Source organism: Nocardia sp. NBC_00403, assembly GCF_036046055.1.
In the GTDB taxonomy this organism is placed as follows: Bacteria; Actinomycetota; Actinomycetes; order Mycobacteriales; family Mycobacteriaceae; genus Nocardia.
This window is the reverse complement of the sequence record NZ_CP107939.1, coordinates 1,583,523-1,606,045: the sequence shown is the minus strand read 5'-3', so window position 1 is coordinate 1,606,045 and position 22,523 is coordinate 1,583,523. Positions and strand designations below refer to the sequence as shown.

The following is a 22,523-nucleotide window of genomic DNA, read 5'->3' as shown; positions in this document are numbered from 1 at the left end:
CCGGCAACATGGCCGAAACACGCAAAACTTGGCGATGAAAACGCTGATCTACCGGAACTATGCCGACGCTGGGGCCATCCGGTGTTCTAAGAGGTTGAAGAAGACGATAACTAGCGCGGGGTCGGTTTGTCAGGCGATCGGGCCGGATACGCGCCGCGGTGACGGGATCGAAACCCGGTGGGCACACCGGACGCGGCCTGGGTCACAGTTGATTACTGTCGAACTGGCCCACACCGGGCGCGTCGAATCGAGCGCTGCAGATTTCGTGAAGGAAGAGACGAGATGACCGATACCACCGCCGACCACACGGACTCGTACCCACCGAACCCGGAATTCGCCACGGCGGCAAATGCAGACGCCTCGTTGTATCAGCGGGCCGCGGCGGATCGCGACGCGTTCTGGGCCGAACAGGCCGGACGGCTGCACTGGGATCAGCCCTGGACACAGGTCCTCGATTGGCGCGACGCACCCGTCGCGAAGTGGTTCGTCGACGGCAAACTCAACGTCGCCTACAACTGCGTCGACCGGCACGTACTGGACGGCCACGGCGATCAGGTCGCCATCCACTGGGAAGGCGAGCCGGGCGACTCCAAGGACATCACCTACCGCGACCTGCTCGCCGAGGTCAGCAGGGCGGCCAACTACCTCACCGAACTCGGCCTGGAGGCAGGTGATCGAGTCGCCATCTATATGCCGATGGTTCCCGAGGCCATCGTCTCGATGCTGGCCTGTGCCCGCCTCGGGCTCACCCACTCGGTCGTCTTCGCCGGCTTCTCCCCCACCGCGCTGCGCCAGCGCGTCGACGACGCCAGCGCACGCCTGATCATCACCACCGACGGGCAGTGGCGGCGCGGCAAGTCCGCCCCACTCAAGGAAGCCGTCGACGAAGCGCTCTACGCCCACGGCGATGTGCCGCACAGCGTCGAGCACGTGCTCATCGTGCGCCGCACCAACATCGAGGTGCCGTGGACCGAGGGCCGTGACGTGTGGTGGCACGACACGGTCGCGCAGGCTTCCCCGGACCACCAGGCGCAAGCGTTCGACGCCGAGCATCCGCTGTTCATCCTCTACACCTCCGGCACCACCGGAAAACCCAAAGGCATCCTGCACACCTCCGGCGGCTACCTGACCCAGGCGGCCTACACCCACCACAACGTCTTCGACCACAAGCCCGGACACGACGTCTACTGGTGCACCGCCGACATCGGCTGGGTCACCGGACACAGCTACATCGTCTACGGCCCGCTCGCCAACCGGACCACCCAGGTCGTCTACGAGGGCACGCCGAACTTCCCGGACGAGCACCGGCACTGGCAGATCGTCGAAAAGTACGGTGTCAGCATCTATTACACGGCCCCGACACTGGTCCGGACCTTCATGAAGTGGGGTAAGGAGATTCCGGCCGCGCATGATCTGTCGAGCATCCGGCTGCTCGGTTCGGTGGGTGAGCCGATCAACCCGGAGGCATGGCGCTGGTACCGCGAGGTGATCGGCGCGGGCTCGGCTCCGATCGTGGACACCTGGTGGCAGACCGAGACCGGCGCCATCATGATCTCTCCGCTGCCCGGCGTCACCGCCGCCAAACCGGGCGCAGCCATGACACCGCTACCCGGTATTTCGGCGACCGTCGTCGACGAAGAAGGTAAGCCGGTGCAACTCGGGGAGACCGAGGCCAACGGCTACCTGGTGCTCGACCAGCCGTGGCCGTCGATGCTGCGCGGCATCTGGGGCGATATGGAGCGGTACCGGGCCACCTACTGGGAGCGCTACGCCGAGCAGGGCTGGTACTTCGCCGGTGACGGCGCCAAGCTCGACGCCGACGGCGACCTGTGGGTGCTCGGCCGGGTCGACGACGTAATGAACGTGTCCGGCCACCGCATCTCCACCGCCGAGGTGGAGTCCGCATTGGTCGGGCACTCGGGTGTTGCCGAGGCCGCTGTCGTCGGCGCCAGCGACAACACCACCGGTCAGGGCATCGTCGCGTTCGTCATCCTGACCGCCGAGGCCCAGGACACCGGAGCCGCGCTGGTCGACGAGCTCGAGGCGGAAGTGTCACGCGAGATCAGTCCGATCGCACGGCCGCGGGAGATCCACGTCGTGCCCGAGTTGCCCAAGACGCGCAGTGGCAAGATCATGCGCCGACTGCTGCGCGACGTCGCGGAGGGCCGCGAACTCGGCGATACCTCGACCCTGGTCGATCCGAATGTTTTCGAGGCGATCCGGTCCAGTCGCGCCTGATCCGTTGCGGATAAACGGCACATGATAGGGCCGGTGACGATATTCGTCACCGGCCCTATCCGTTAGGATTGCGTAAGGTGTGCCGGGAAGTCTGGTCGGCATGCGGTCGCGTACCTGAAAGCCGATTCGGTGGGGTTGTGCGTCCGCAGCCTTGACCAGCCGGCCGGAAGGTTTCCCGTGATCACCCAAGTGCGCTCGGAATTGACCCGGTATCTGCGGACCGAAACCGTCGGCGGCGCAATACTCCTGATCGCGGCCGCAACCGCATTGCTGTGGGTGAACTCGCCGTGGGGCGAGGGCTACGTGACGATGACCGAGACGGTGCTGCCCATCCCCCCGCTGCACCTGGATCTGACCCTGGCCGACTGGACCAAAGACGGTCTGCTCACCGTGTTCTTCTTCGTCGCGGGACTGGAGCTCAAACGCGAGCTCGTCGTCGGTGAGCTCGCCGATCCCAAGCGCGCCGCGCTGCCGATCGTCGCGGCGGTCGGCGGCGTTGCCACGCCCGCGCTGATCGCGTTCTTGGTCGGCTTCGGCACCGAGGGTATGGATCGTGGCTGGGCCATTCCGGTGGCCACCGATATCGCCTTCGCGCTGGCCGTGCTCGCCATGACCGGTTCCCGCATTCCGGCCAGCGCCCGGGTGTTCCTGCTCAGCCTCGCGGTGGTCGACGATCTGCTCGCGATCCTGTTGATCGCGGTGCTGTTCACCAGCTCGGTCGCGATCCTGTGGCTACTGGCGGCCGCGGCCTGTTTCGGCGGCTGGGCGCTGGCCCAGCACCGGCGGATCAGTTCGCCGCTGGTCTATCTGCCGCTGGCGCTGATCGCCTGGTACGCCCTGCACGAGGCGGGCATCCATCCGACCCTGGCCGGCGTCGGGCTCGGCCTGCTGACCCGCGTTCGGCTCGACGAAGGCGAGCACGAAGCGCCTGCCACCCGGCTCGAGCACCTGATCCAGCCGATCTCGGCCGGACTGTGCGTGCCGCTGTTCGCACTGTTCGCCGCCGGAGTTCCGTTGGACGGGAAGGTCTTCGGGCAGTTGTTCACCGACAGGCTGTCTCTTGCCATCATTCTCGGGCTACTGCTCGGCAAGACCATCGGCATCTTCGGGATCAGCTGCCTGGCAATCCGGTTCGGCGTCGCCAAACGCCCGGCCGAACTCGGCTACCGCGACATGTTCGCACTGTCGGTGCTCGGCGCGATCGGCTTCACGGTTAGCCTTCTTGTGGCAGAACTCGCGCTGGCCGACGTCGGAGACGGCTCCGCCATCGAATTGGCGAAGGCAGCGGTGTTGGTGACATCAATGGCGGCGTCGCTCGCTGGTTCGGCGCTACTGTTGCGGCGTGGGCGTGTCCACCAGGCGCGTCGTGACGCACGTGCGCTACAACCAGAAGAGTGAGGCCGAAGCAGTGTCGGGACAGGGAGAAGGGTCGACCAAGTGAGTTTCACAGACGGCGGTAACGGAACCGGCGCAAGGCGTGACCACACGGTCACATCGATTCCGCTCACCGACGCCAACCCCAACGGGTCGGCCACCTTCGGCAGCCTGGTCCGCGACGCGACCGAACAGATGTCGACACTGGTGCGCGCCGAGGTAGAGCTGGCCAAGGCCGAGGTCACCGGCGAGATCAAGAAGGGGCTGCAGGGCAGCGTCTACTTCATCCTCGCGCTCACCGTGCTGCTGTTCAGCACGTTCTTCTTTTTCTTCTTCCTCGGCGAGCTGCTCGATGTCTGGCTGGCACGGTGGGCGGCATTCCTGATCGTGTTCCTGCTGATGGTCGCCGCGACTGTGGCGCTGGCCGGACTCGGCTATCTGCGAGTGAAGAAGCTGCGCGCACCGGAAAAGACGATCGATTCGCTGAAACAGGCCCGCACGGTTTTGCCGAGCGGCTTCGGCTCCAGCGCGCATGAGGAACAGCTCTCCCTCGACAAGCCGCGCGGCTGAGGCGACCACCGCGGACTCCGTCCGGCCGCGCCGACTAGGCGGTACCGCACGCCGACCACTAGGCTCGATCGGCGTGTCGTCGAACTCATTTCCGGATCCGTCCAGCGTCCGTTTCGACGGACCATGGACGCATCGGGACGTTCATGCCAACGGCATTCGATTCCATGTCGTGGAGGCCGCTCCCGACCGTGCTGATGCGCCGTTGGTCGTGCTGCTGCACGGCTTCGCGGACTTCTGGTGGTCCTGGCGGCACCAGCTGACCGGACTCACCGAACTCGGCTATCGGGCGGTGGCGGTGGACCTGCGCGGCTACGGCGACAGCGATAAACCACCGCGCGGCTATGACGGCTGGACGCTCGCGGGTGATGTCGCCGGGCTCATCCGGGCGCTCGGCTACACCGAGGCCACCCTCGTCGGCCATGCCGAGGGCGGGCTGGTGTGCTGGACGACCGCGGTGCTGCACCCGCGGCTGGTGCGTTCGATCGCACTGGTGAGCTCGCCACATCCGGCGGCGCTCAAGAACGCGGTGCTGCGGGACGGCCGCCAGCGCAGGGCCTGGCTGCCGAACTTCCTGCGCTATCAGCTGCCCAGATACCCCGAGGGCCTATTGACTGCCCGGGACGGCTTCGAGGTCGAGCGGCTGCTGCGCCAGCGCGTCAGCGGATCATGGTCGAGCACCGCCGAATTCGTCGACACCGCACGGCGGATGCGCTCGGCCATCCAAATTCCCGGTGCGGCGCACTGTGCGCTGGAATACCAGCGCTGGGCCTTCCGTAGCCAGTGGCGTCCCGACGGCAGGCGCTTCATGGCAACCATGCGCGTGCCCATCGACATCCCGGTGTTGGCCATGCACGGCGAACTGGACAATTACCTGCTGCACGGCACCGTCCAGCGCGGCCTGCGGTGGTCACCGCAGCGACGCTCGGTGACCATCCCGGCCGCCGGACACTTCGCCCATCAGGAAAGCCCGGAAGCCGTCACCGTGGAACTGGCCAAGCTGCTCGCCTGACGGGCTGTCGGGCGCGAACGCGCCCGACAGCCGGATCAACTCAGCACACACGCCCCGGTGCCGACCGCCGTGTTCTCGGCCGGTGCGATGTCCAATTGGGCACGGACCTCGGCCAGGGTCAGGACATAGCCGGTGTCGTCGTCGGTGACCGCGGCGCCGAACACGACACCGAGCACCTGACCGTCGGCATCTACCAGCGGACCGCCGGAATTGCCTGCCCGGACCTGGCCGCGGACGGTGTAGACCTCGCGTTCCACGGTGCCGTTGCGGTAGATCGTCGGCCCGGTCAGATCCAAGGTCTCGCGGACTCTGGCCGCGCTGGCCGTGTAGGGCCCGCCACCCGGGTAACCGAGCACGATGGCGCTGTCGCCGGAGCGCGCGGGCGCAGGGGCCTGCTCTACCACCGGTGCGGTGAGGTTGGGCACCGCCAGCACCGCAACGTCCTTCGACGGATCGAACAGCACGACGGTCGCGTCCAGCGGACCGCGTGCGGTGTCCACCTGAACACTGGTGGTGCCCGCGACCACGTGCGCGTTGGTCATGACCCGCTCCGGCGCGATGACGAAGCCGGAACCTTCGAGCGCCCGTTGGCAGCTCGGCGCGACACCGCGGATGCGCAGCACGCTCTGCTGCAACGAGGCCGCGACCGGGCTGGTGAGCACACTCGGGTCGGGCGGTTCGACCGCCGCGATCGGCGCGCGCCCGAACGGACCGATGACGTCCGGCAGCCCGGAGGTATTGAGCAGCTTGGAAAATTCGTTCGGCAGCCTGCGCAGCCAGTTGGGGGCGACCTCGTTGACATCGGCGAGCACCCGGGACCCATTGATCGCGGTGGCGATGGCCGGTTGCGAGGAGGAGGCCAGCGGCAGCGCGAGCAGCCATGCGGTGACGAGCACAGCCACCGCCTGCAGCACCGCGCCCACCGCACTGTCCACGCTGCGGGTCAGCGAATGCCGCATGCCGCCGCGCGCGGCCCGGCCGAGCACCATGCCCGCGACCTCGCCGACGATCACCAGCACCACGATCAGCAGCACGCCGGTGAGCACTCTGGTGCGGCCCTCGTCGACGTGGATCAGGATGTGCGGCGCGATCAGAATGCCCGCAACCGCGCCGAGCACGACGCCGAGGAAGGCGAGCGCAGACGCGACCGCGCCCGATCGCCAGCCCGACGATGCGCACAACAGTGCGAGCAGCACGACGGCGATGTCGAGCCAGGCCGATGAACTCATAAGGTCATCCCCACTGCAGCCAGCGAAGTTTCGAGGTCACGTACATCGTTTCGATCCCAATCCCGTTCCCAGCCTGCGGCTTTGAACAGGCCGGCCAGAATACCGCCGGTCAGCCCCCACACCAGCATCCCGTCCACCTGGAAGGCAGGACTCTGGTAACCGAGACTGCCGCGCACCAGAAAGCGGTTCGCCGGATCGAGCAGCTCGGCAAGCGGCACCCGAACCACCCGTTCGGTCTCGGTCTCGTTCACCACACCGACCGCGCGCGGCGTGCGCCAGTAGGCGACAACCGGGGTCACATCGAATCGGGACGGCGGCACGAACAACTTCGGTAGCACCGCAAGGGGTTCCACGCCTTCGCGCTCCAGCCCGGTCTCTTCACACGCCTCGCGCAGGGCGGTGTCGATCGGTCCGGCGTCAGCTACCTCGACCTCGCCCCCGGGAAAGGCGACCTGGCCGCGATGCTGGCGCATGGTGGACGCGCGCTGGGTGAGCAACACGTCCGCGTCGGCGGGCAACCCGCCCAGTGCAATGGGATCCGGTTCCGGTGAGCCGCTGAACAACACGAGCACCGCCGCCTGACGCGGCGCGCTGGTAATGGTCATGGCCCGGCGCATCGCACGCGCCAACGACAGCGTGTCGGTGGCATCGGTGGTCGGCTCGGTCGCCTTGCGCAGCCAGGTCGGAATGTTTTCCGGTGTGGGAGTTGTCATGCCGCGACTCCCAGTTCGTTCGCGACGGTGTCGGCGATGTCCTCGACACCATCGAACGGGCGCACGATCGCCTTCGCGACCGACCCATCGGCGCGTAGCAGCACCGACACCGGTAACACCGCGGGCACTCCGACGGCGTTACGCACCCTGGTGCTCGCGTCGAGCACTCCCGGCAGTGTCACCTTCAGGTCGGCCAACAGTGCAAGCCCCCTTGCCTCATCCGGATCGCTGTGCACGGTCAGCACGGTAATCGCGTTCCCCGCTCGTCGGGCGTACTCCTGCAGATACGGCAACTCTTCAGCGCACGGCCCACACCAATACGCCCACAGATTCAACAGTGCGGGCTTGCCGGCCAGTGCGGCGGCCACGTCGACGGGTTTGCCGTCGGCGAGGCAGCTCAGCGTAATTCCGGCGAGCGGGCCGTGCCCGACCGCGTCCGCCGCGGGCCGTGGGCACGGTGCCAGTCCGGCGGCGGCTCGCAACTGCTCGGGCACCGGTGCGCTCGGATGGATCTGCGCGCCGTCGACCGAAGTGTCGTCGCCGCGCGGCCACAGCGCGACAGCGAGTGCCACCGCGGTGATCAATCCGGCCAATGCCAAGCGTGCCGCGACAGGAACCTGCCTCACCTGCCCACCAGCTCGAGCAAGTGCTCCGCCTCCGGACCTTTCACGAGCTTCGCCGCGGTCTCCGGGTCGGTCGGGCCGGCCCCGAACGCAGGGCAATCCTTCGCGAGCACGCACACACCGCAGGCCGGCTTGCGGGCATGGCACACCCGGCGTCCGTGGAAGATCACCCGGTGCGACAGCATCGTCCAATCCTTGCGCTCGATCAGCGCACCGACGATGTGCTCGACCTTCACCGGATCTTCCTCGGCGGTCCATCCCCAGCGCCGCACCAAACGGCCGAAATGGGTGTCGACCGTGATTCCCGGCACGTCGAAAGCATTGCCGAGAATGACGTTCGCAGTCTTACGGCCGATGCCGGGCAACCTCACCAGTTCGTCGAGAGTGTGAGGTAATTCACCGTCGTACCGTTCGACGAGCGCCTGCCCGAGGCCGATCAGCGAACTTGTCTTGTTACGAAAGAACCCGGTCGGGCGGATGCATTCCTCCAGCTCGGCGCGGTTTGCCTCGGCATAAGCGCGTGCGTCCCGGTACTTCGCGAACAGTGCGGGTGTGGTCAGGTTCACGCGCTCATCGGTGCACTGCGCGGAAAGTATTGTGGCGACGGCCAATTCGAGGGGGTTTGTGAAGTCCAGCTCACAATGCGCATCAGGAAATGCGACCGTGAGAGTGCGGTACATCCGACGGGCCCTTCGGACCAGGCCGAGCTGAGTTTCCGCTTGTCGGGCCCGGTTTTTCCGTTTCGGAACCGCGACCGTCACCGGCTGCGTATCGGTTGCCGCGGCAGCAGGCGAAGGCCCGCTCATGGCAGCGGTGGAGGGGGAGACACGCACCCGTCCACCATACGGAACCACCCCACAACGGTGCCCGTTCAGATCAGCTGCCGTGTTCCATCTGAGACCTCAGCCGTGTTTACTGCTCGATATGCAAGGACTCGCTGTGGTGCTCTTCCCAGTGCTGTTGATGCTGTTCGCACTGGGCATGGAGCGGGTCGAGAATCGGCTCCGAAAACTTCTCGAACCCGACGAAGAGGTTCAGCAGTACCTGGATAAGGCCAGCAACCCTGAGGTGAAGGAGCTGACGAAGCTCGGACTGCCGACTGCGGTGGCACGGATGCGCAAGCGCCGGTCCCGTGAAGAAGAACTGGACATCGCTCGCGCTAGCTGAACACGGGACCGAACCCGGTATCGGCGTGCCGCGCAATCCACTCGTTACGTGGTGTCTGTCACTGCGCTGCCCCAATGCCGCGTAGACTGCGCTGTTGGCCGAATCGCTTCGGTCCAGGACAGAGCCATTTCCCATAAGGAGCACATTCGTGGACGAGGCCCTCGCCAGAGCAGGCATCTTCCAAGGCGTAGAGCCCACCGCGGTAGCGGCTCTCGCCAAACAACTGCAGCCCGTGGATTTTCCGCGCGGCCACGTAATTTTCAACGAGGGCGAACCCGGCGACCGGTTGTACATCATCACGTCCGGCAAGGTGAAGATCGGACGACGTTCCCCGGACGGCAGGGAAAACCTGCTGACCATCATGGGTCCGTCCGACATGTTCGGTGAGCTGTCGATCTTCGACCCCGGCCCGCGCACCTCGACCGCAACCACCGTGACCGAGGTCCGCGCGGTCACCATGGACCGTGACGCACTCAAGTCCTGGATCGACCAGCGGCCGGAGATCGCCGAGCAGCTGCTTCGGGTTCTCGCTCGGCGTCTGCGTCGCACCAACAACAACCTCGCCGACCTCATCTTCACCGATGTTCCCGGCCGGGTTGCCAAGGCGCTGCTGCAGCTGGCTCAGCGCTTCGGCACCCAGGAGGCGGGCGCGCTGCGGGTCACCCATGACCTCACCCAGGAGGAGATCGCCCAGCTGGTCGGCGCTTCCCGCGAAACCGTGAACAAGGCGCTCGCCGACTTCGCGCACCGTGGTTGGCTGCGGCTGGAGGGCAAGAGCGTGCTCATCTCCGACTCCGAGCGACTGGCCCGGCGCGCGCGCTGAGCCGCCCCCTCGGGCAGCTCCATACGTCGTCCCGGCGAACGCCGGGATCGAGTCGTAACGCACGCTCTGCTGTTGCGACTGGATCCTGGCGTTCGCCCGGGTGACGTTCCGCTCTCAGGCGTGCTGACTACGCAAATACTCCAGCTGCGCCTGCACTGAGCTGCGGGCGGCCAGCCACAGTCGCTTGTCGACGTCGGCGTACACCTTCCGCACCACCGCCATCGCACCCGCGTCCGGTCCGAGCACGCGCAGCGCTTCGCGCACCTGCTCGAGGCGTTCGTGCCGATGCGCGATGTAGTACCTGGCAACCGGCTCCAGATCCGGATGATCCGGTCCGTGCGCGGGCAGCAGTGCGCGCCCGGCGCCCACCTCTACCAGCCGATCCAGCGAGTTCAGATAGTCGGCCAGGGTGCCGTCGCTGGAATCGAGCACCGTGGTGCCGCTGCCGAGAATGGTGTCACCCGTCAGCACCACATCGTCGAGCACGAAACTCACCGAATCGAGGGTGTGTCCCGGGGTACCGAGGACGGTGATGCGCAGTCCGGCCGTCTCGATCACCTCGCCGTCGACCAGCGTTGCCTCGGAGCCGTGCAGGAACTCGGCCGTCCCGGCCCGCACCGGAGTACCGGTGAGCTCGACGAGACGGTCGATGCCACCGGTGTGATCGTGATGGCGATGGGTGATCAGCGTGAGGACGATATTGCCCTCGGTGACCCGGGCGATGGCCTCGCTGTGCGCTTTGTCCTTCGGCCCCGGGTCGACCACCACATAGCCCGACTCACCCGGTGCGCGCAGAATCCAGGTGTTGGTGCCCTCCAGGGTCATCTGCCCAGGATTGTCCGCGAGCAGGACCGCCGCGCTCGGCGTGACCTGCCGCAGCTGCCCGTATGCGGGATGAGTCAGCGTCGTCATCGGATTACCCCAGTCGATCGAAATTGGTGTTCCGAGAACCTGTTTAACGCACCTCGACGATTATCTCGACCTCGACCGGGGTGTCCATGGGCAGATCGGACACGCCCACGGCAGAACGTGCGTGCACGCCCGCGTCACCGAACACCTCGCCGAAAAGCTCCGATGCGCCGTTGATCACCGCAGGCTGGCCCCCGAATCCGGGCGCGGAGGCCACGAATCCGACTACCTTGACCACCCGCACTACCGCGTCCAAACCGACCAGGTCGTGCACCGCCGCGAGTGCGTTCAGTGCACACTGCTGCGCGGCAGCCTTGGCATCCTCGACCGAAACCTCAGCGCCGACCTTGCCGGTTATCGACAGTTTCCCGTCGACGAACGGCAGCTGACCCGAGGTGTAGACGAGCGAACCGGTGCGGATCGCCGGGATATAGGCCGCAACCGGCGCCGCCACCGGGGGCAGGGTCAGTCCGAGTCGGGCGAGGTTCTTCTCCCACTGGGTCACTGGTCTGGTCCCTTCTCTACTTCGGGCGCTTGAGGTAGGCGACGTGCTGCTCGCCGGTCGGGCCGGGCAGCACGGTGACAAGCTCCCAGCCCGTTTCACCCCACTGGTCGAGGATCTGCTTGGTCGCGTGCGTCAAAAGCGGAACGGTTGCGTACTCCCACACGGTCACATCACTCGCATCACTCATAGCGGTGAGCGTATAGATGCGCGGGATTCGCCGCGCCCGCGGCACGGTGTCTGCACCAGCCTCGCAGACCGCGCCGCCCCACTGTCTGGTACAGAACGGGCGTCAAACCGGCCAGTAACCCTATCCCTCGGGCGCGATCTCAGAGCGGGTTATAGGCTCGCGATCGTGGGAGTACCAACAGCAGTGCCTATTTCGGCGGAGCCGGGGCTAGAAACGGGTTGGCCGGCGCGCGCGGAAAAAGCCCGCTTGCACTACGTGTCGGGAAAAGGGGGAACCGGGAAGTCCACGGTCGCCGCGGCACTCGCGCTGGCCCTCGCCGCGGGTGGGCGGCGGGTACTGCTTGTCGAGGTGGAGAGCAGGCAGTCCATTGCCCAGCTGTTCGATCTGCCCCCGTTGCCGCCGACCGAAACCAGGATTGCCACCGCCGACGGCGGCGGCGAGGTGGTCGCGCTCGCACTCGATATCGAGCATGCCTTCCTCGAGTACCTGGATATGTTCTACAACCTCGGCTTCGCCGGACGGGCGATGCGCCGCATGGGCGCCATCGAGTTCGTCACCACGATCGCACCCGGTCTGCGTGACGTCATCCTGACCGGCAAGATCAAGGAGTGCGTGGTCCGCAAGGACAAGGCGGGCCGGCTCGCCTACGACGAAATCGTGGTGGACGCACCGCCGACCGGCCGGATCGCCAGCTTCCTCGATGTCACCCAGGCCATGGCCGAGGTGGCCAAGGGCGGGCCGATCGCCTCGCAGTCCGAGGGTGTTTCGAAGCTGCTGCACTCCGATCAGACGATGATTCACCTGGTCACCCTGCTCGAAGCACTGCCGGTGCAGGAGACCGCCGACGCGATCGCCGAGCTCACCGCCGCCGATCTGCGGATCGGCGCGGTGATCGTGAACCGGGCGAGCAAAGGTCTACTACCCACCGAGGTGCGCGGCAAAGCCGCGCAGGGTGATATCGACGGCGACGCCATCGGGGCCGCACTCGCCAAGGCCGGTATCTCATTGTCCGACCAGGACTTCCAGGGTCTGATCACCGAAACCGTCGAGCATTCGGCCACTCTGCAGGCGCAGGACGACAGCGCTGCCGAACTCGCCAAGGTCGAGGTGTCGCGCCTGTATCTGCCGGCCCTCGCGGACGGTATCGACCTCGGCGGCCTGTACGAATTGGCCGAACATCTGAGCGCGCAGGGAGTCCGATGAGCACGCCGAGCTCGAATGTGGCTGTGCCACTGGATATTTCGAAAATAATTGCAGACCGGACCGCTCGGGTCGTCGTCTGCTGCGGTTCCGGAGGCGTCGGCAAGACCACCACCGCGGCGGCGATCGCGCTGCGCGCGGCCGAGCTGGGCCGCAAGGTTGTGGTGTTGACCATCGACCCGGCCCGCCGACTGGCCCAATCACTCGGCGTCGCCGATCTGGACAACGCCCCGCAGCGGGTGCCGCTGGGCCCCGATGCCAAGGGCGAACTGCACGCGATGATGCTCAATATGCGCCGCACCTTCGACGACATGGTGCTCGAGCACACCAGCCCGGACAAAGCCGAGCAGATCTTCGCCAATCCCTTCTACCAAACGGTCGCCTCCTCCTTCGGCGGCACGCAGGAATACATGGCGATGGAGAAGCTCGGGCAGTTGGCGGGGCGCAAGGAGTGGGACCTGATCGTGGTCGACACACCACCGTCGCGCAACGCCCTCGACTTCCTCGACGCGCCCAAGCGGCTCGGAAACTTCCTCAACGGCAGGATGATCCGGGTCATCATGGCCCCTGGCCGCGGCGTCACCCGACTGGTGACCGGCGCGATGAGCCTGGCGGTGCGCGGTGTGTCCACCATCGTCGGCGGCCAGATGCTCAAGGACGCGTCGAATTTCCTGCAGTCACTGGAATCGCTGTTCGGCGGATTCCAGGATCGCGCCGACCGGACCTACGCGATGTTGTCCAAGCCGGGCACGCACTTCCTGGTGGTCGCGGCCGCCGAGCCCGATGCGCTGCGCGAGGCTTCGTTCTTCGTCGACCGGCTCTCGACCGAACGCATGCCGTTGGCCGGTCTGGTGCTGAACCGGACGCATCCGGTGCTGAGCACGCTGTCGGCCGATCACGCGCTGACCGCCGCCGACCAATTGGCCGAGACCGACCCGATCACCTCGTCGGTGCTGCGCATCCATGCTCAGCGGGTTGCCACCGCGAAGCGCGAACTGCATCTGCTGCACCGTTTCACGGGCGCGCATCCGCGGGTTCCGATCGTCTCGGTGACGGCGCTGCCGTTCGAAGTTTCCGATCTGGAAGCGCTGCAAGCGGTCGGAGATCAGCTCACCGGGACCCCCGCTCCCGAGCCGGTCGTGATATCTGATTGATATAGGCCGCTCAACGCCGACCGAGCCCGCTTTCACGGGCTCGGTGGTGTTTCGGCTAGGGACTAGATCGCGACCTGATGCTGACGCTGCGCCTGGAAGAAGTCCGACCAGGAAGTCACCTCAGGGTGTTGCTTGAGCAGCGCACGCCGCTGCCGCTCGGTCATTCCTCCCCACACACCGAACTCGACTCGATTGTCGAGTGCGTCGGCCCCACACTGCATCAGCACCGGGCAGTGCCTGCAGATAGTCGCAGCTTTGCGCTGGGCAGCGCCACGGACGAACAGTTGATCGGGATCTACTTCCTTGCATCGCGCCTGGGCCACCCAGGCGATCCTCGCTTCGGCCTGCTCTACGTCCAATCGAGCGATGGGGGTTGTCATGTGCATTTGGTGTGCCCCTTTGCAGTCCGAACACCGGTTGAACGGCGCTCCAGAATCGCGTGTCAGCCTCGCAGCAACCCAATCCCCGCTGCGAACTGCACCACATTCCACATTTGAGTGTTAGCTCTATCACACTGGGTTCTCAATCTAGGTAAAGGTATGCCCCGAGCGCAAGACCGTTCTGAGACTTTTTGGTACGTCCGTCCCTCCAAACGTGATAGAGAACCGGGCGGTCGACTCGACACGCAGTTGGCCCACTTGCGACACGCCGAAACCCTTCTGACGACACGCCCGTACGGCCTCGCGAACCGCAAGATCCGGTCAGAACACCACCCCGTAGGCTGAGGATCGTGCCGATCACACAAACGCTCGCGAGGCTGGCCGGCAGCTGCGCGCTGGCCGCGGTGCTCATTGCAGGGATGCTGTTCCCCCTCGCAGGCGGCTTCGGGTTCGTGTCCAACCGTGCCGCCGACGCAGTCGACAACGTGTCAGCGGAGTTGGTCGAGGGCACCGCCCCCGCCGTCTCCACCATGGTCGACGCGAACGGAGCACCGATCGCCTGGCTCTACGAGCAGCGCCGCTTCGAGGTTCCCAGCGACAAGATCTCCAACAACATGAAGTTGGCGATCGTCTCCATCGAGGACCGGCGCTTCGCCGAGCATGCGGGGGTGGACTGGCAGGGCACGATGCGCGCCTTCCTCACCAATACGACCAGCGGCGAGGTCCAGCAGGGCGCGTCGACGCTCGACCAGCAGTACGTGAAGAACTTCCAGCTGCTCGTCGTCGCCAAGACAGACGCCGAGCGCCGCGCCGCTATCGAGACCTCTCCCGCGCGCAAGATTCGCGAGATCCGGATGGCGCTCACTCTCGACTCGGAGCTGACCAAGGACGAGATCCTCACCAGGTATCTGAACCTGGTCCCGTTCGGTAACGCCTCCTACGGCATCCAGGACGCGGCGCACACCTATTTCGGCATCGACGCCGCCGACCTGAACGTGCCGCAGTCAGCGATGCTCGCAGGCATGGTGCAGAGCAGCTCGAAGCTGAACCCCTACACCAATCCCGACGGCGTGACCGCTCGGCGCAACACCGTGCTGGACACGATGATCCAGAACATCCCCAGTCGCGCCGACGAATTCCGCAAAGCCAAAGAAGAACCTCTCGGTGTGCAGCCGGAGCCCATGGGCCTGCCGCGCGGCTGCATCGCGGCCAACGATCGCGGCTTCTTCTGCGACTACGCGCTGCAGTATCTGGCCAACGCGGGCATCAGCCGCGAGCAGATCGATAAGGGCGGCTACCTGATCAAAACCACCCTCGATCCCGCATTGCAGGACTCGGTGAAGCGGTCGGTGTCCGAGGCCGCCAACCCGAACCTCGACGACATCGCCCAGGTCATGTCGGTGGTCGGGCCCGGCCAGGATTCGCATCCGCTGCTGGCGATGGCCAGCAGTCGCACCTACGGCCTGAACCGGGACGCCAACGAAACCGTGCAGCCGCAGCCGTATTCGATGGTCGGTGACGGCGCGGGCTCGATTTTCAAGCTCTTCACCACCGCCGCGGCCATGGAGAAGGGCCTCGGCATCGACGCCCAGCTCGACGTGCCGGGCCGGTTCGAGGCACGAGGCATGGGTAACGGTGGCGCGCGCGGCTGCCCGGCCGCCACCTACTGCGTCGAAAACGCGGGCCGGTACAAGTCGCCGATGTCGGTGACCGAGGCGCTGGCCACCTCGCCGAACACCGCCTTCGTCAAGCTGATCCAGGCCGTCGGCGTCACCCCGACCGTCGATATGGCGGTGCGGCTCGGCATGCGCTCCTACACCGAACCGGGCAGCTCCGGGCACGGCAACCAGAGCCTCGCGGACATGATCAAGGACCAGAACCTCGGCTCGTTCACCCTCGGCCCGGTCGCGATCAACCCGCTGGAGCTGTCGAACGTCGCCGCGACGCTCGGCTCCGGCGGCCGGTGGTGCCCCGCCTCGCCGATCAAGGAAGTGATCGACCGCTCCGGCAAGGTGGTGCCGCTGACCCAGCAGGCCTGCGAGCAGGTCGTCGAGCCCGGCCTGGCCAACACCCTCGCCAACGCCATGAGCAAGGACGACATCAGCGGCACCGCGGCAGCCGCGGCCCAGTCGACCGGCTGGAAGCTCCCGCTGTCCGCCAAGACGGGAACCACCGAAAGCCACCGGTCCTCGGCCTTCGTCGGCTTCACCAACTCCCTCGCCGCGGCGGCCTACGTCTACGGCGACAGCCCGACACCCGGCGAGATCTGCTCGTTCCCGCTGCGCGGCTGCGGCGACGGCAACCTGTTCGGTGGTAACGAACCGGCGCGCACCTGGTTCAACGCGATCAGGCCGGTAGTGCAGAACTTCCCGCCGCCGGCGCTGCCGCCCCTGGACGACAAGTACGTCCGCGGGTCGAACGGCGCGCAGGTCCCCGATGTCGCAAACATGTCGCAGGGCGAGGCGACCGCGAAGCTGGTGGCGGCGGGCTTCCAGGTTTCGCCGGTGAACGGAGTCGGATCGCAGCCCAAGGGCACCGTAATGGGTACCGCACCGAACGGTTCGGCGATTCCCGGCTCGGTGATCACCATCTACATCAGTGACGGCACCGAGCGGGCCGCACCACCACCGGGGCCGCCGCCGGGCGTCCCCGGGCTGCCGCCGCCACCGCGGTTGCCACCCATCCCGATTCCGATCCCGATCCCCGGCTTCCCGAGATAGCAGAACACCGCCGACCCGGACGCAACGCGCCGGGTCGGCGGTGTTTTCGGAAGGATATGGCTACAGGCGTGCTTTGACGGCGGCGGAGAGACGCGAACCGTCGGCCTTGCCCTTGGCGATCGCGGTCGCGGCCTTCATCACCTGGCCCATCTGACGCATGCCGGGCCGTTCCCCCAGCTGCTCGGCAACCTGCGCGATCGCGGTGTCGGCGACATCCGCGACCTCCGCGTCGGACAGTTGGGTCGGCAGGTACTCGTCGATGATCCGCGCCTCGGCGTGTTCGTTGGCGGCCAGCTCGCCGCGACCCGCCTGGGTGTAGACCTCGGCCGACTCGCTGCGCTTCTTCGCCTCTTTCTGCAGCACGGCAATGACCTCGGCATCGGACAGCTCGCGCGCCTCCGAGCCCGCGACCTCGGCGTTCTGGACGGCGGCCAGCAGCATCCGCAAGGTGGCGAGGCGCAGCTTGTCCTTTGCTTTCATCGCGGCGGTCATGTCCGCACGCAGCTGCGATTTGAGTTCCGACATGTGCCACACGGTAGCCGCTCGCTCGGGTCCGGCCCACTACATTTGCCGTGCGGTCCGGTTTCGGGCCCCGCATCCGGACGCTTGTGCGTAAACACACTCAGCGATCCTCAGCGGGGTCACCTATGCTGGGCAAATGCCCGTAATCTCGACCTCCGCCATCCGACGAACCGCGTTGGGAGCCGCCGGGGCCGCGGTGGCCGGTGTCGGCTACGCCTCGTTGATCGAACGAAACGCCTTCGTGCTGCGCGAGGCGACCATGCCGGTGCTGCAGCCGGGTTCGGCATCCCTACGGGTGCTGCACATCAGCGATCTGCACATGATGCCCGGTCAGAAGCTCAAGCAGCAGTGGCTGCGCGAGCTCGATCGGCTGGAGCCGGACCTGGTCGTCAATACCGGCGACAACCTGTCGCACCAGAAGTCGGTGCCCGCGGTGGTCCAGGCCCTCGGCGGATTGCTTTCCCGCCCAGGTCTTTTCGTTTTCGGCAGCAATGACTACTTCGCGCCGGTGCCCAAGAACCCGATGAAGTACTTCAAGAAGGACCACCGCCGCGTATACGGCGCGCCGCTGCCGTGGAAGGACCTGCGCGCGGCGTTCACCGAACGTGGCTGGCTGGATCTGACCCATGTGCGCCGCGATGTCGAGGTGGCGGGCATCCGCATCGCCACCGCGGGTGTCGACGATCCGCATCTGCAGCGCGACCGCTACAACACCGTCGCAGGCGCCCCGAATCCCCTGGCCCAGCTGAGCATCGGTCTGACCCACTCGCCGGAGCCGCGGGTGCTGGATCGTTTCGCCGAGGATGGCTACGACCTGGTGATGGCCGGGCACACGCACGGCGGTCAGCTATGCCTGCCCGGATACGGTGCGCTGGTGACCAATTGCGGCATCGATCGCTCCCGGGTGAAGGGCGCGTCGAAGTGGGGCGACCACACCCAGCTGTACGTCTCCGCCGGGCTCGGCACCTCACCGTGGGCGCCGTACCGCTTCTGCTGCCGGCCGGAGGCGACACTGGTGACACTGGTCGCCGCACCACCGAGGCGGCCGCTTACCGATAGCGGGCAGGGCGTTTCGGCCTCGGAGGCCATCGCCCGCTAGGGTCGCTTGCCGAGACTTGGATGTCAGGCAGGGGACAGCGGTGAATGGATTCGACGACCGGCGCAATGACCCGACGGTTCTGGGACAGCCCGGTGCGGCGCATCAGCAACAGCCGTATGGGCCAGGGCAATTCGGCCCCGAAGGGGACGACGGTGGGCAGACACCGCCGAACCAACAGTGGGCTCCCCCGCCCAGCGCGGCGCACCCCGAGCCGACACTCCAATGGCAGCCCGCAGCGCCGCCGCAACCCGACCCCACGCTGCAGTGGCAGCCCAGCGGGCAGCCGCAGCTGAATCAGCAGTGGGGGTCCGGCAGCGACCAACAGCCACCGCCGGACCGGCAATGGCAACCCGTCCCGGATGGGCCGACGCCACCGGCCCACTGGGCTCCCGGCGGGTCGGCGCAGTTCGAACCCACCCTCCTACGACAGCCCGCGCCCGGTGCGCAAACACCACAGAACCAGCAATTCGGTCCTGGCGCGGGCGAACAGACACCACAGAACCAGCAATGGACTCCCACTCCGAGCGGGTCGGCCCAACTCGAGCCGACCTATCAGTGGCAGCCCGCGCCCGGCGCGCAGAACCAGCAGTGGGGATCCAGCGCGGGCCAGCAGACGCCGCAGAGCCCGCAATGGGCCCCGAGCTCGACCGGATCGGCCCAACCCGAACCCACCCTTCAATGGCAGCCCGCAGCGCCGCCGCAACCGGAACCAACGCTGCAGTGGCAACCGAGCTCCGGAGCGCAAGCGCAGCCGGAACCCACTCTTCAATGGCAGCCCGCCGCACCGGCACAACCCGCCCAGTACGGCGAGGTTCCCCCGCTCGATCAGTTCCCCGCGAACCAGTACGGTGCTGCCCCGCAGGCCTACGGTGCGCCGGTCCAGCACTTTCCGCCCGGCTACGGTCCGCACGGCCGGCCGAGCGGCGGTCACGGCAAGGCGTGGCTCGCTGCCGCAGCGGCGGCGATCGTGGTCGCCGGTGGTGCGATCGCCGCGGTGGTCGTCGCCGATCGCGGGTCGGACGACACTCGCGCGCAGGACACGTCACCGTCGATGGTGAGTGCGCTGACGCCCACGGCGGGCGCGCAGCCGTCGGCGACGAAGCCGACCGGCGCCAAGCCGGCCCCGACCGGGACCGGCACTCGCAACGAACCACCGGTCGTGCCCGGCTACCAGGTGGTCGTCTCGCCGGACCGCGGCGCGGCCTATGACGTGCCCGCCGACTGGGCCGTCGCCTCCGAGGGCACCATCGGCGGGTTCGGCGAACCGCCGAATGCCGTCGTCGGCAAGGGGTACGCCAGCGAAGGCAAGAGTTACTGCCCAGGGTCCACCCGCACCGTCTCGTTCCTGACCGGCTCCAAGGATCCCGATTCAGCAAGTGCCGCAACGGAAGTCGGTACCAAGACCGCGAAGCTGGCCTACCACGACGCGCCGGCGACGCCCAGCGGCGGCCAACCGCTCAGCTCGCTCGACGGCAGCCAGCAGGGCATGTTCGTCGAGACAAAGGGAACCATTCCCCAGGCCAAACCGGGCTGCGCCACCGAATACTCGGTCTACACCTTCGCAACACCGACCGAGAACGGCAGCTTCGTCATGGTGATCGCCGCCGACACCGGTGTGCCCAAGGCTGTCGACGTCGCGACCGCTATGCAGATCTTCTCCAGCGTCCGCGCGCACGAAGGCTGATTGACCTGCCGGTTTAACGTCTAGACCCTTGCTGTTGTAAGCTACCTCAGGTTCAACAACGGGGTGTGGCGCAGCTTGGTAGCGCGCTTCGTTCGGGACGAAGAGGTCGCAGGTTCAAATCCTGTCACCCCGACTCGTTGGTTGAGACGACAGTCAGGCCCCTGACCGCTTCGGCGGTCGGGGGCCTTACTCGTGTGTGGGTGCCCTGCTGCTGTGGTGCAATGCCGACGGCGGAAAACCGTAAACAATCCGTAAACCGGTTCGTCCAAGCTGAAGGCACAGAACACAGCGGGCCGGACGGACCCGCTCAACCGAAGGAAAGCACCCATGCGCAAGCTGAAGCTCCAGGTCCAGATGACCGTCGACGGCTACATGTCCGGCCCGAACGGCGAGATGGACTGGATGACGTTCCCGTGGACCGACGACCTCGGCGCCTACATCGTGCGCTCACCGCGCAGGTCGACACCATCGTGCTCGGTCGCAAGCTCGCTGAAGGGTTCATCCCGCACTGGGCTTCCAACCCCGAGAGCGAGCCCCAGGTGGCCATCGACCAGATGAACAACACGCCGAAGGTCGTTATCTCCAACAGCCTCGCCGAGTCACCGTGGGACAACACCGTCGTCGCGGGCGGTGACCTCGCCGAGATCATCAACAAGCTGAAGTCACAGCCGGGTGGCGACATCATCGTCTACGGCGGCGGCACCCTCGTCTCGAACCTGATTGCCGCGAGCCTGATCGACGAGCTGCACCTGTTCGTCAACCCGACCGCGATCGGCGCGGGCTTGCCCGTTTTCGGCGACCCGGGCGCCAACAAGCAGTTCAGCATGGTCGCCGCCACACCCTTCGAGTGCGGGATCACCGCATTGCACCTGGAGCCGAAGCGCGCCTGACCGGCGCAGGAGGCGTTGCGTCGAGCCATATGAGGCACACTCAAAGCCTGCGGAACGCATCGGCCTCGAGCAGTCCGGCGGCAAGCAGAGTCCGGAACGCCGCGGACTTTCTGGCGCACCGGTCGATATGGCATTGGCGATGGCGCTGGAGTACCCGGCCGGCTTCGATGACGGTGAACGGTACTTCCGGCGTTTCGTGCAGCCGACCAGCAGACCAGCCCTCCCCGATCAGCCGCTCGCGTTCGATCCGCGGGTATCCATCGCGGACACCGAGGCGGTCTCGGGAGGGGGCAGGCCACCACACCGCCGCGGCGATGACCGCCAACAGCCCGGACACCAGAGCCAACAGTCCGAAGAGCACGAACCCGTCCACCGTTACCTCCACGAGGCTTCTCTTTCGTGGCGCCCGGCGCCGGGGGCTGTGCCACCGGCCGGCGACTGGAGTCGGTCGGTGTGCCGCCGAGGGCGCGGCGTCGACCCGGCGCCGGGGCTATCCAATAGCCTTCTGCGCCAATGTGTCCTGCGATAGCGCATTGGTGTTGCCAGGTGTTGCCGTGTCCTCCCGGTCACACGGTCGACACTGTGAACATTTGTCCACCCGGCGTTCGCTCGAAAATCCCATGGCGGGCCCGCCGACGCATGTGTCGGCGCGGAATACTCATGCCACCCGGGGTCCGGCGACCGCACGGCGGTGAGGAGACGCTTACCCCTTGCTAACTTGCGGACATCTCGGCGAAACGCGAGGTCCATAGCGTATACATGCATGTCGACAAGGGTGGCCACACTGGCCGATGCGGCCGGGCGGCCATTGCGGGACGTGGTTTATACGGCGCTGCGCGGCGAGTTGATGAACGGTGACATCAGGTTCGGCGAGCGGCTGACCGAACCCAAGCTCGCGGCGCGGTTCGGTATTTCGCGGACACCGATCCGCGAGGCGCTGACGGTGCTGTGCTCGGATGGGTTACTACAGCGCGAAGAGTACGGTTTCACACCGGTCCGGCCGAGCATTCCGCTGATTCGTGACCTGTACGAGTTGCGACTCACGTTGGAGCTGGGTGGAATTCAGCGAGCGATCGACAATCCCGCGGTCCGCCATGACCACGCGTTACTGGAGGCCGAGCGCGCCGGCTGGCTGGAGTTGCGCGCCGACCCGCCGGAGCAGGAGCCGGGTTTCGTGGTCCGTGACGAGGAATTCCATGTCACCTTGCTGACCGCGGCGGGCAACGCCGAACTGGTCCGGTCGTTGAAGTCGGTGAACTCACGAATCCGGCATGTGCGGATGTACGACTTCATGGTCAACAACCGGATCGAGACCACTATATCCGAGCATCTCGGCATCTTGGATGCCGTTCTGGCAGCAGATCTTTCGCTGGCATATCGCCTGCTGCACACCCACATCGGCGGCTCGTTGGATGTGGTGCTCGATCGGGTGACACGGGCCATCGCCGCGATGTCCCTCGCAACTGAATAGGGAGTAACGGTGACACTGGACTTCGATACAGTGCTCGTCGCCAATCGCGGCGAGAT

General features: G+C 66.5%; 23 protein-coding genes and 1 tRNA gene. 14 read left to right on the top strand and 10 right to left on the bottom strand.

What is annotated here, in order from left to right; translation table 11 throughout:
• The first annotated feature begins 282 nt into the window (after positions 1-282).
• From acs to OHQ90_RS06920, 4 genes are all read left to right on the top strand, one after another.
• Positions 283-2,238 carry an acetate--CoA ligase gene (gene acs, locus OHQ90_RS06935; protein ID WP_328408389.1) on the top strand — a complete coding sequence of 652 codons (1,956 nt, stop codon included), beginning with the start codon at positions 283-285 and terminating at the stop codon, positions 2,236-2,238.
• Between the two features lie 180 nt (positions 2,239-2,418).
• Positions 2,419-3,636 carry a Na+/H+ antiporter NhaA gene (gene nhaA, locus OHQ90_RS06930; RefSeq protein WP_328412640.1) on the top strand — a complete coding sequence of 406 codons (1,218 nt, stop codon included), beginning with the start codon at positions 2,419-2,421 and terminating at the stop codon, positions 3,634-3,636.
• A 39-nt stretch (positions 3,637-3,675) separates the two neighbouring features.
• Positions 3,676-4,182, top strand: coding sequence for a phage holin family protein (locus OHQ90_RS06925; RefSeq protein ID WP_328408387.1), 507 nt, complete (start codon positions 3,676-3,678; stop codon positions 4,180-4,182).
• A 73-nt stretch (positions 4,183-4,255) separates the two neighbouring features.
• A complete protein-coding gene (locus OHQ90_RS06920) occupies positions 4,256-5,191 on the top strand; it encodes an alpha/beta fold hydrolase (RefSeq protein WP_328408385.1) in 936 nt (311 codons plus the stop codon).
• 35 nt (positions 5,192-5,226) lie between these two features.
• On the opposite strand, the gene OHQ90_RS06915 is transcribed toward OHQ90_RS06920, so the two are convergent.
• Genes OHQ90_RS06915 through nth form a run of 4 tightly spaced genes read right to left on the bottom strand, consistent with a single transcriptional unit; the run spans position 5,227 to position 8,562 of the window.
• The gene (locus OHQ90_RS06915) at positions 5,227-6,420 is read right to left on the bottom strand and encodes a MarP family serine protease (protein ID WP_328408383.1); all 1,194 of its coding nucleotides are present in this window, start codon (positions 6,418-6,420) and stop codon (positions 5,227-5,229) included.
• A complete protein-coding gene (locus OHQ90_RS06910; protein ID WP_328408381.1) occupies positions 6,417-7,133 on the bottom strand; it encodes an NUDIX hydrolase in 717 nt (238 codons plus the stop codon). The genes OHQ90_RS06915 and OHQ90_RS06910 overlap by 4 nt, the downstream gene beginning before the upstream one ends.
• On the bottom strand, positions 7,130-7,759 hold the full coding sequence (locus OHQ90_RS06905; protein WP_328408379.1) for a TlpA family protein disulfide reductase: 630 nt from the start codon (positions 7,757-7,759) through the stop codon (positions 7,130-7,132). The genes OHQ90_RS06910 and OHQ90_RS06905 overlap by 4 nt, the downstream gene beginning before the upstream one ends.
• Complete coding sequence (gene nth, locus OHQ90_RS06900; RefSeq protein WP_328412638.1) at positions 7,756-8,562, bottom strand: endonuclease III; 807 nt, start codon at positions 8,560-8,562, stop codon at positions 7,756-7,758. The genes OHQ90_RS06905 and nth overlap by 4 nt, the downstream gene beginning before the upstream one ends.
• A gap of 118 nt (positions 8,563-8,680) precedes the next feature.
• Here nth and OHQ90_RS06895 point away from each other — a divergent pair, with 118 nt between their 5' ends.
• Positions 8,681-8,923: a hypothetical protein gene (locus tag OHQ90_RS06895; RefSeq protein ID WP_328408377.1), complete on the top strand. Its 243-nt coding sequence runs from the start codon at positions 8,681-8,683 to the stop codon at positions 8,921-8,923.
• 148 nt (positions 8,924-9,071) lie between these two features.
• Complete coding sequence (locus OHQ90_RS06890) at positions 9,072-9,746, top strand: Crp/Fnr family transcriptional regulator (protein WP_011206875.1); 675 nt, start codon at positions 9,072-9,074, stop codon at positions 9,744-9,746.
• A gap of 114 nt (positions 9,747-9,860) precedes the next feature.
• Here OHQ90_RS06890 and OHQ90_RS06885 read toward each other — a convergent pair whose 3' ends face one another.
• From OHQ90_RS06885 to OHQ90_RS06875, 3 genes are read right to left on the bottom strand one after another with little or no spacing between them, the layout of a single operon-like run.
• Positions 9,861-10,658, bottom strand: coding sequence for an MBL fold metallo-hydrolase (locus OHQ90_RS06885; protein WP_328408371.1), 798 nt, complete (start codon positions 10,656-10,658; stop codon positions 9,861-9,863).
• A 43-nt stretch (positions 10,659-10,701) separates the two neighbouring features.
• Positions 10,702-11,160, bottom strand: a complete 459-nt coding sequence (locus OHQ90_RS06880; protein ID WP_328408370.1) for a RidA family protein — start codon at positions 11,158-11,160, stop codon at positions 10,702-10,704.
• A 16-nt stretch (positions 11,161-11,176) separates the two neighbouring features.
• On the bottom strand, positions 11,177-11,347 hold the full coding sequence (locus OHQ90_RS06875; RefSeq protein ID WP_328408369.1) for a hypothetical protein: 171 nt from the start codon (positions 11,345-11,347) through the stop codon (positions 11,177-11,179).
• Between the two features lie 183 nt (positions 11,348-11,530).
• On the opposite strand from OHQ90_RS06875, the gene OHQ90_RS06870 reads away from it, so the two are divergent.
• Together OHQ90_RS06870 and OHQ90_RS06865 are read left to right on the top strand one after the other, a co-directional pair.
• A complete protein-coding gene (locus OHQ90_RS06870; RefSeq protein WP_328412636.1) occupies positions 11,531-12,550 on the top strand; it encodes an ArsA-related P-loop ATPase in 1,020 nt (339 codons plus the stop codon).
• On the top strand, positions 12,547-13,701 hold the full coding sequence (locus tag OHQ90_RS06865; protein WP_328408368.1) for an ArsA family ATPase: 1,155 nt from the start codon (positions 12,547-12,549) through the stop codon (positions 13,699-13,701). Before OHQ90_RS06870 ends, OHQ90_RS06865 begins: the two co-directional genes overlap by 4 nt.
• Before the next feature lie 62 nt (positions 13,702-13,763).
• Here the strand turns inward: OHQ90_RS06865 and OHQ90_RS06860 are convergent, their stop codons facing one another.
• The gene (locus tag OHQ90_RS06860) at positions 13,764-14,087 is read right to left on the bottom strand and encodes a WhiB family transcriptional regulator (protein WP_305082794.1); all 324 of its coding nucleotides are present in this window, start codon (positions 14,085-14,087) and stop codon (positions 13,764-13,766) included.
• A 344-nt stretch (positions 14,088-14,431) separates the two neighbouring features.
• Between OHQ90_RS06860 and OHQ90_RS06855 the strand changes: the two genes are divergently transcribed.
• On the top strand, positions 14,432-16,801 hold the full coding sequence (locus OHQ90_RS06855) for a penicillin-binding protein (protein ID WP_328408362.1): 2,370 nt from the start codon (positions 14,432-14,434) through the stop codon (positions 16,799-16,801).
• 60 nt (positions 16,802-16,861) lie between these two features.
• On the opposite strand, the gene OHQ90_RS06850 is transcribed toward OHQ90_RS06855, so the two are convergent.
• Positions 16,862-17,326: a GatB/YqeY domain-containing protein gene (locus tag OHQ90_RS06850; RefSeq protein WP_328408360.1), complete on the bottom strand. Its 465-nt coding sequence runs from the start codon at positions 17,324-17,326 to the stop codon at positions 16,862-16,864.
• Positions 17,327-17,459: 133 nt separating this feature from the next.
• On the opposite strand from OHQ90_RS06850, the gene OHQ90_RS06845 reads away from it, so the two are divergent.
• The 4 genes from OHQ90_RS06845 to OHQ90_RS06830 all read left to right on the top strand — a co-directional run bounded on the left by OHQ90_RS06845 (position 17,460) and on the right by OHQ90_RS06830 (position 20,996).
• A complete protein-coding gene (locus OHQ90_RS06845) occupies positions 17,460-18,422 on the top strand; it encodes a metallophosphoesterase (RefSeq protein WP_328408358.1) in 963 nt (320 codons plus the stop codon).
• A 40-nt stretch (positions 18,423-18,462) separates the two neighbouring features.
• The gene (locus tag OHQ90_RS06840) at positions 18,463-20,106 is read left to right on the top strand and encodes a hypothetical protein (RefSeq protein ID WP_328408356.1); all 1,644 of its coding nucleotides are present in this window, start codon (positions 18,463-18,465) and stop codon (positions 20,104-20,106) included.
• A 59-nt stretch (positions 20,107-20,165) separates the two neighbouring features.
• Positions 20,166-20,239 (top strand) — tRNA-Pro (locus OHQ90_RS06835).
• Between the two features lie 280 nt (positions 20,240-20,519).
• Positions 20,520-20,996, top strand: a complete 477-nt coding sequence (locus OHQ90_RS06830; protein ID WP_328408354.1) for a dihydrofolate reductase family protein — start codon at positions 20,520-20,522, stop codon at positions 20,994-20,996.
• A 40-nt stretch (positions 20,997-21,036) separates the two neighbouring features.
• Here OHQ90_RS06830 and OHQ90_RS06825 read toward each other — a convergent pair whose 3' ends face one another.
• A complete protein-coding gene (locus OHQ90_RS06825) occupies positions 21,037-21,381 on the bottom strand; it encodes a hypothetical protein (RefSeq protein WP_328408352.1) in 345 nt (114 codons plus the stop codon).
• A gap of 378 nt (positions 21,382-21,759) precedes the next feature.
• On the opposite strand from OHQ90_RS06825, the gene OHQ90_RS06820 reads away from it, so the two are divergent.
• Positions 21,760-22,467, top strand: a complete 708-nt coding sequence (locus OHQ90_RS06820) for a GntR family transcriptional regulator (RefSeq protein ID WP_328408350.1) — start codon at positions 21,760-21,762, stop codon at positions 22,465-22,467.
• Positions 22,468-22,523 lie beyond the last annotated feature (56 nt).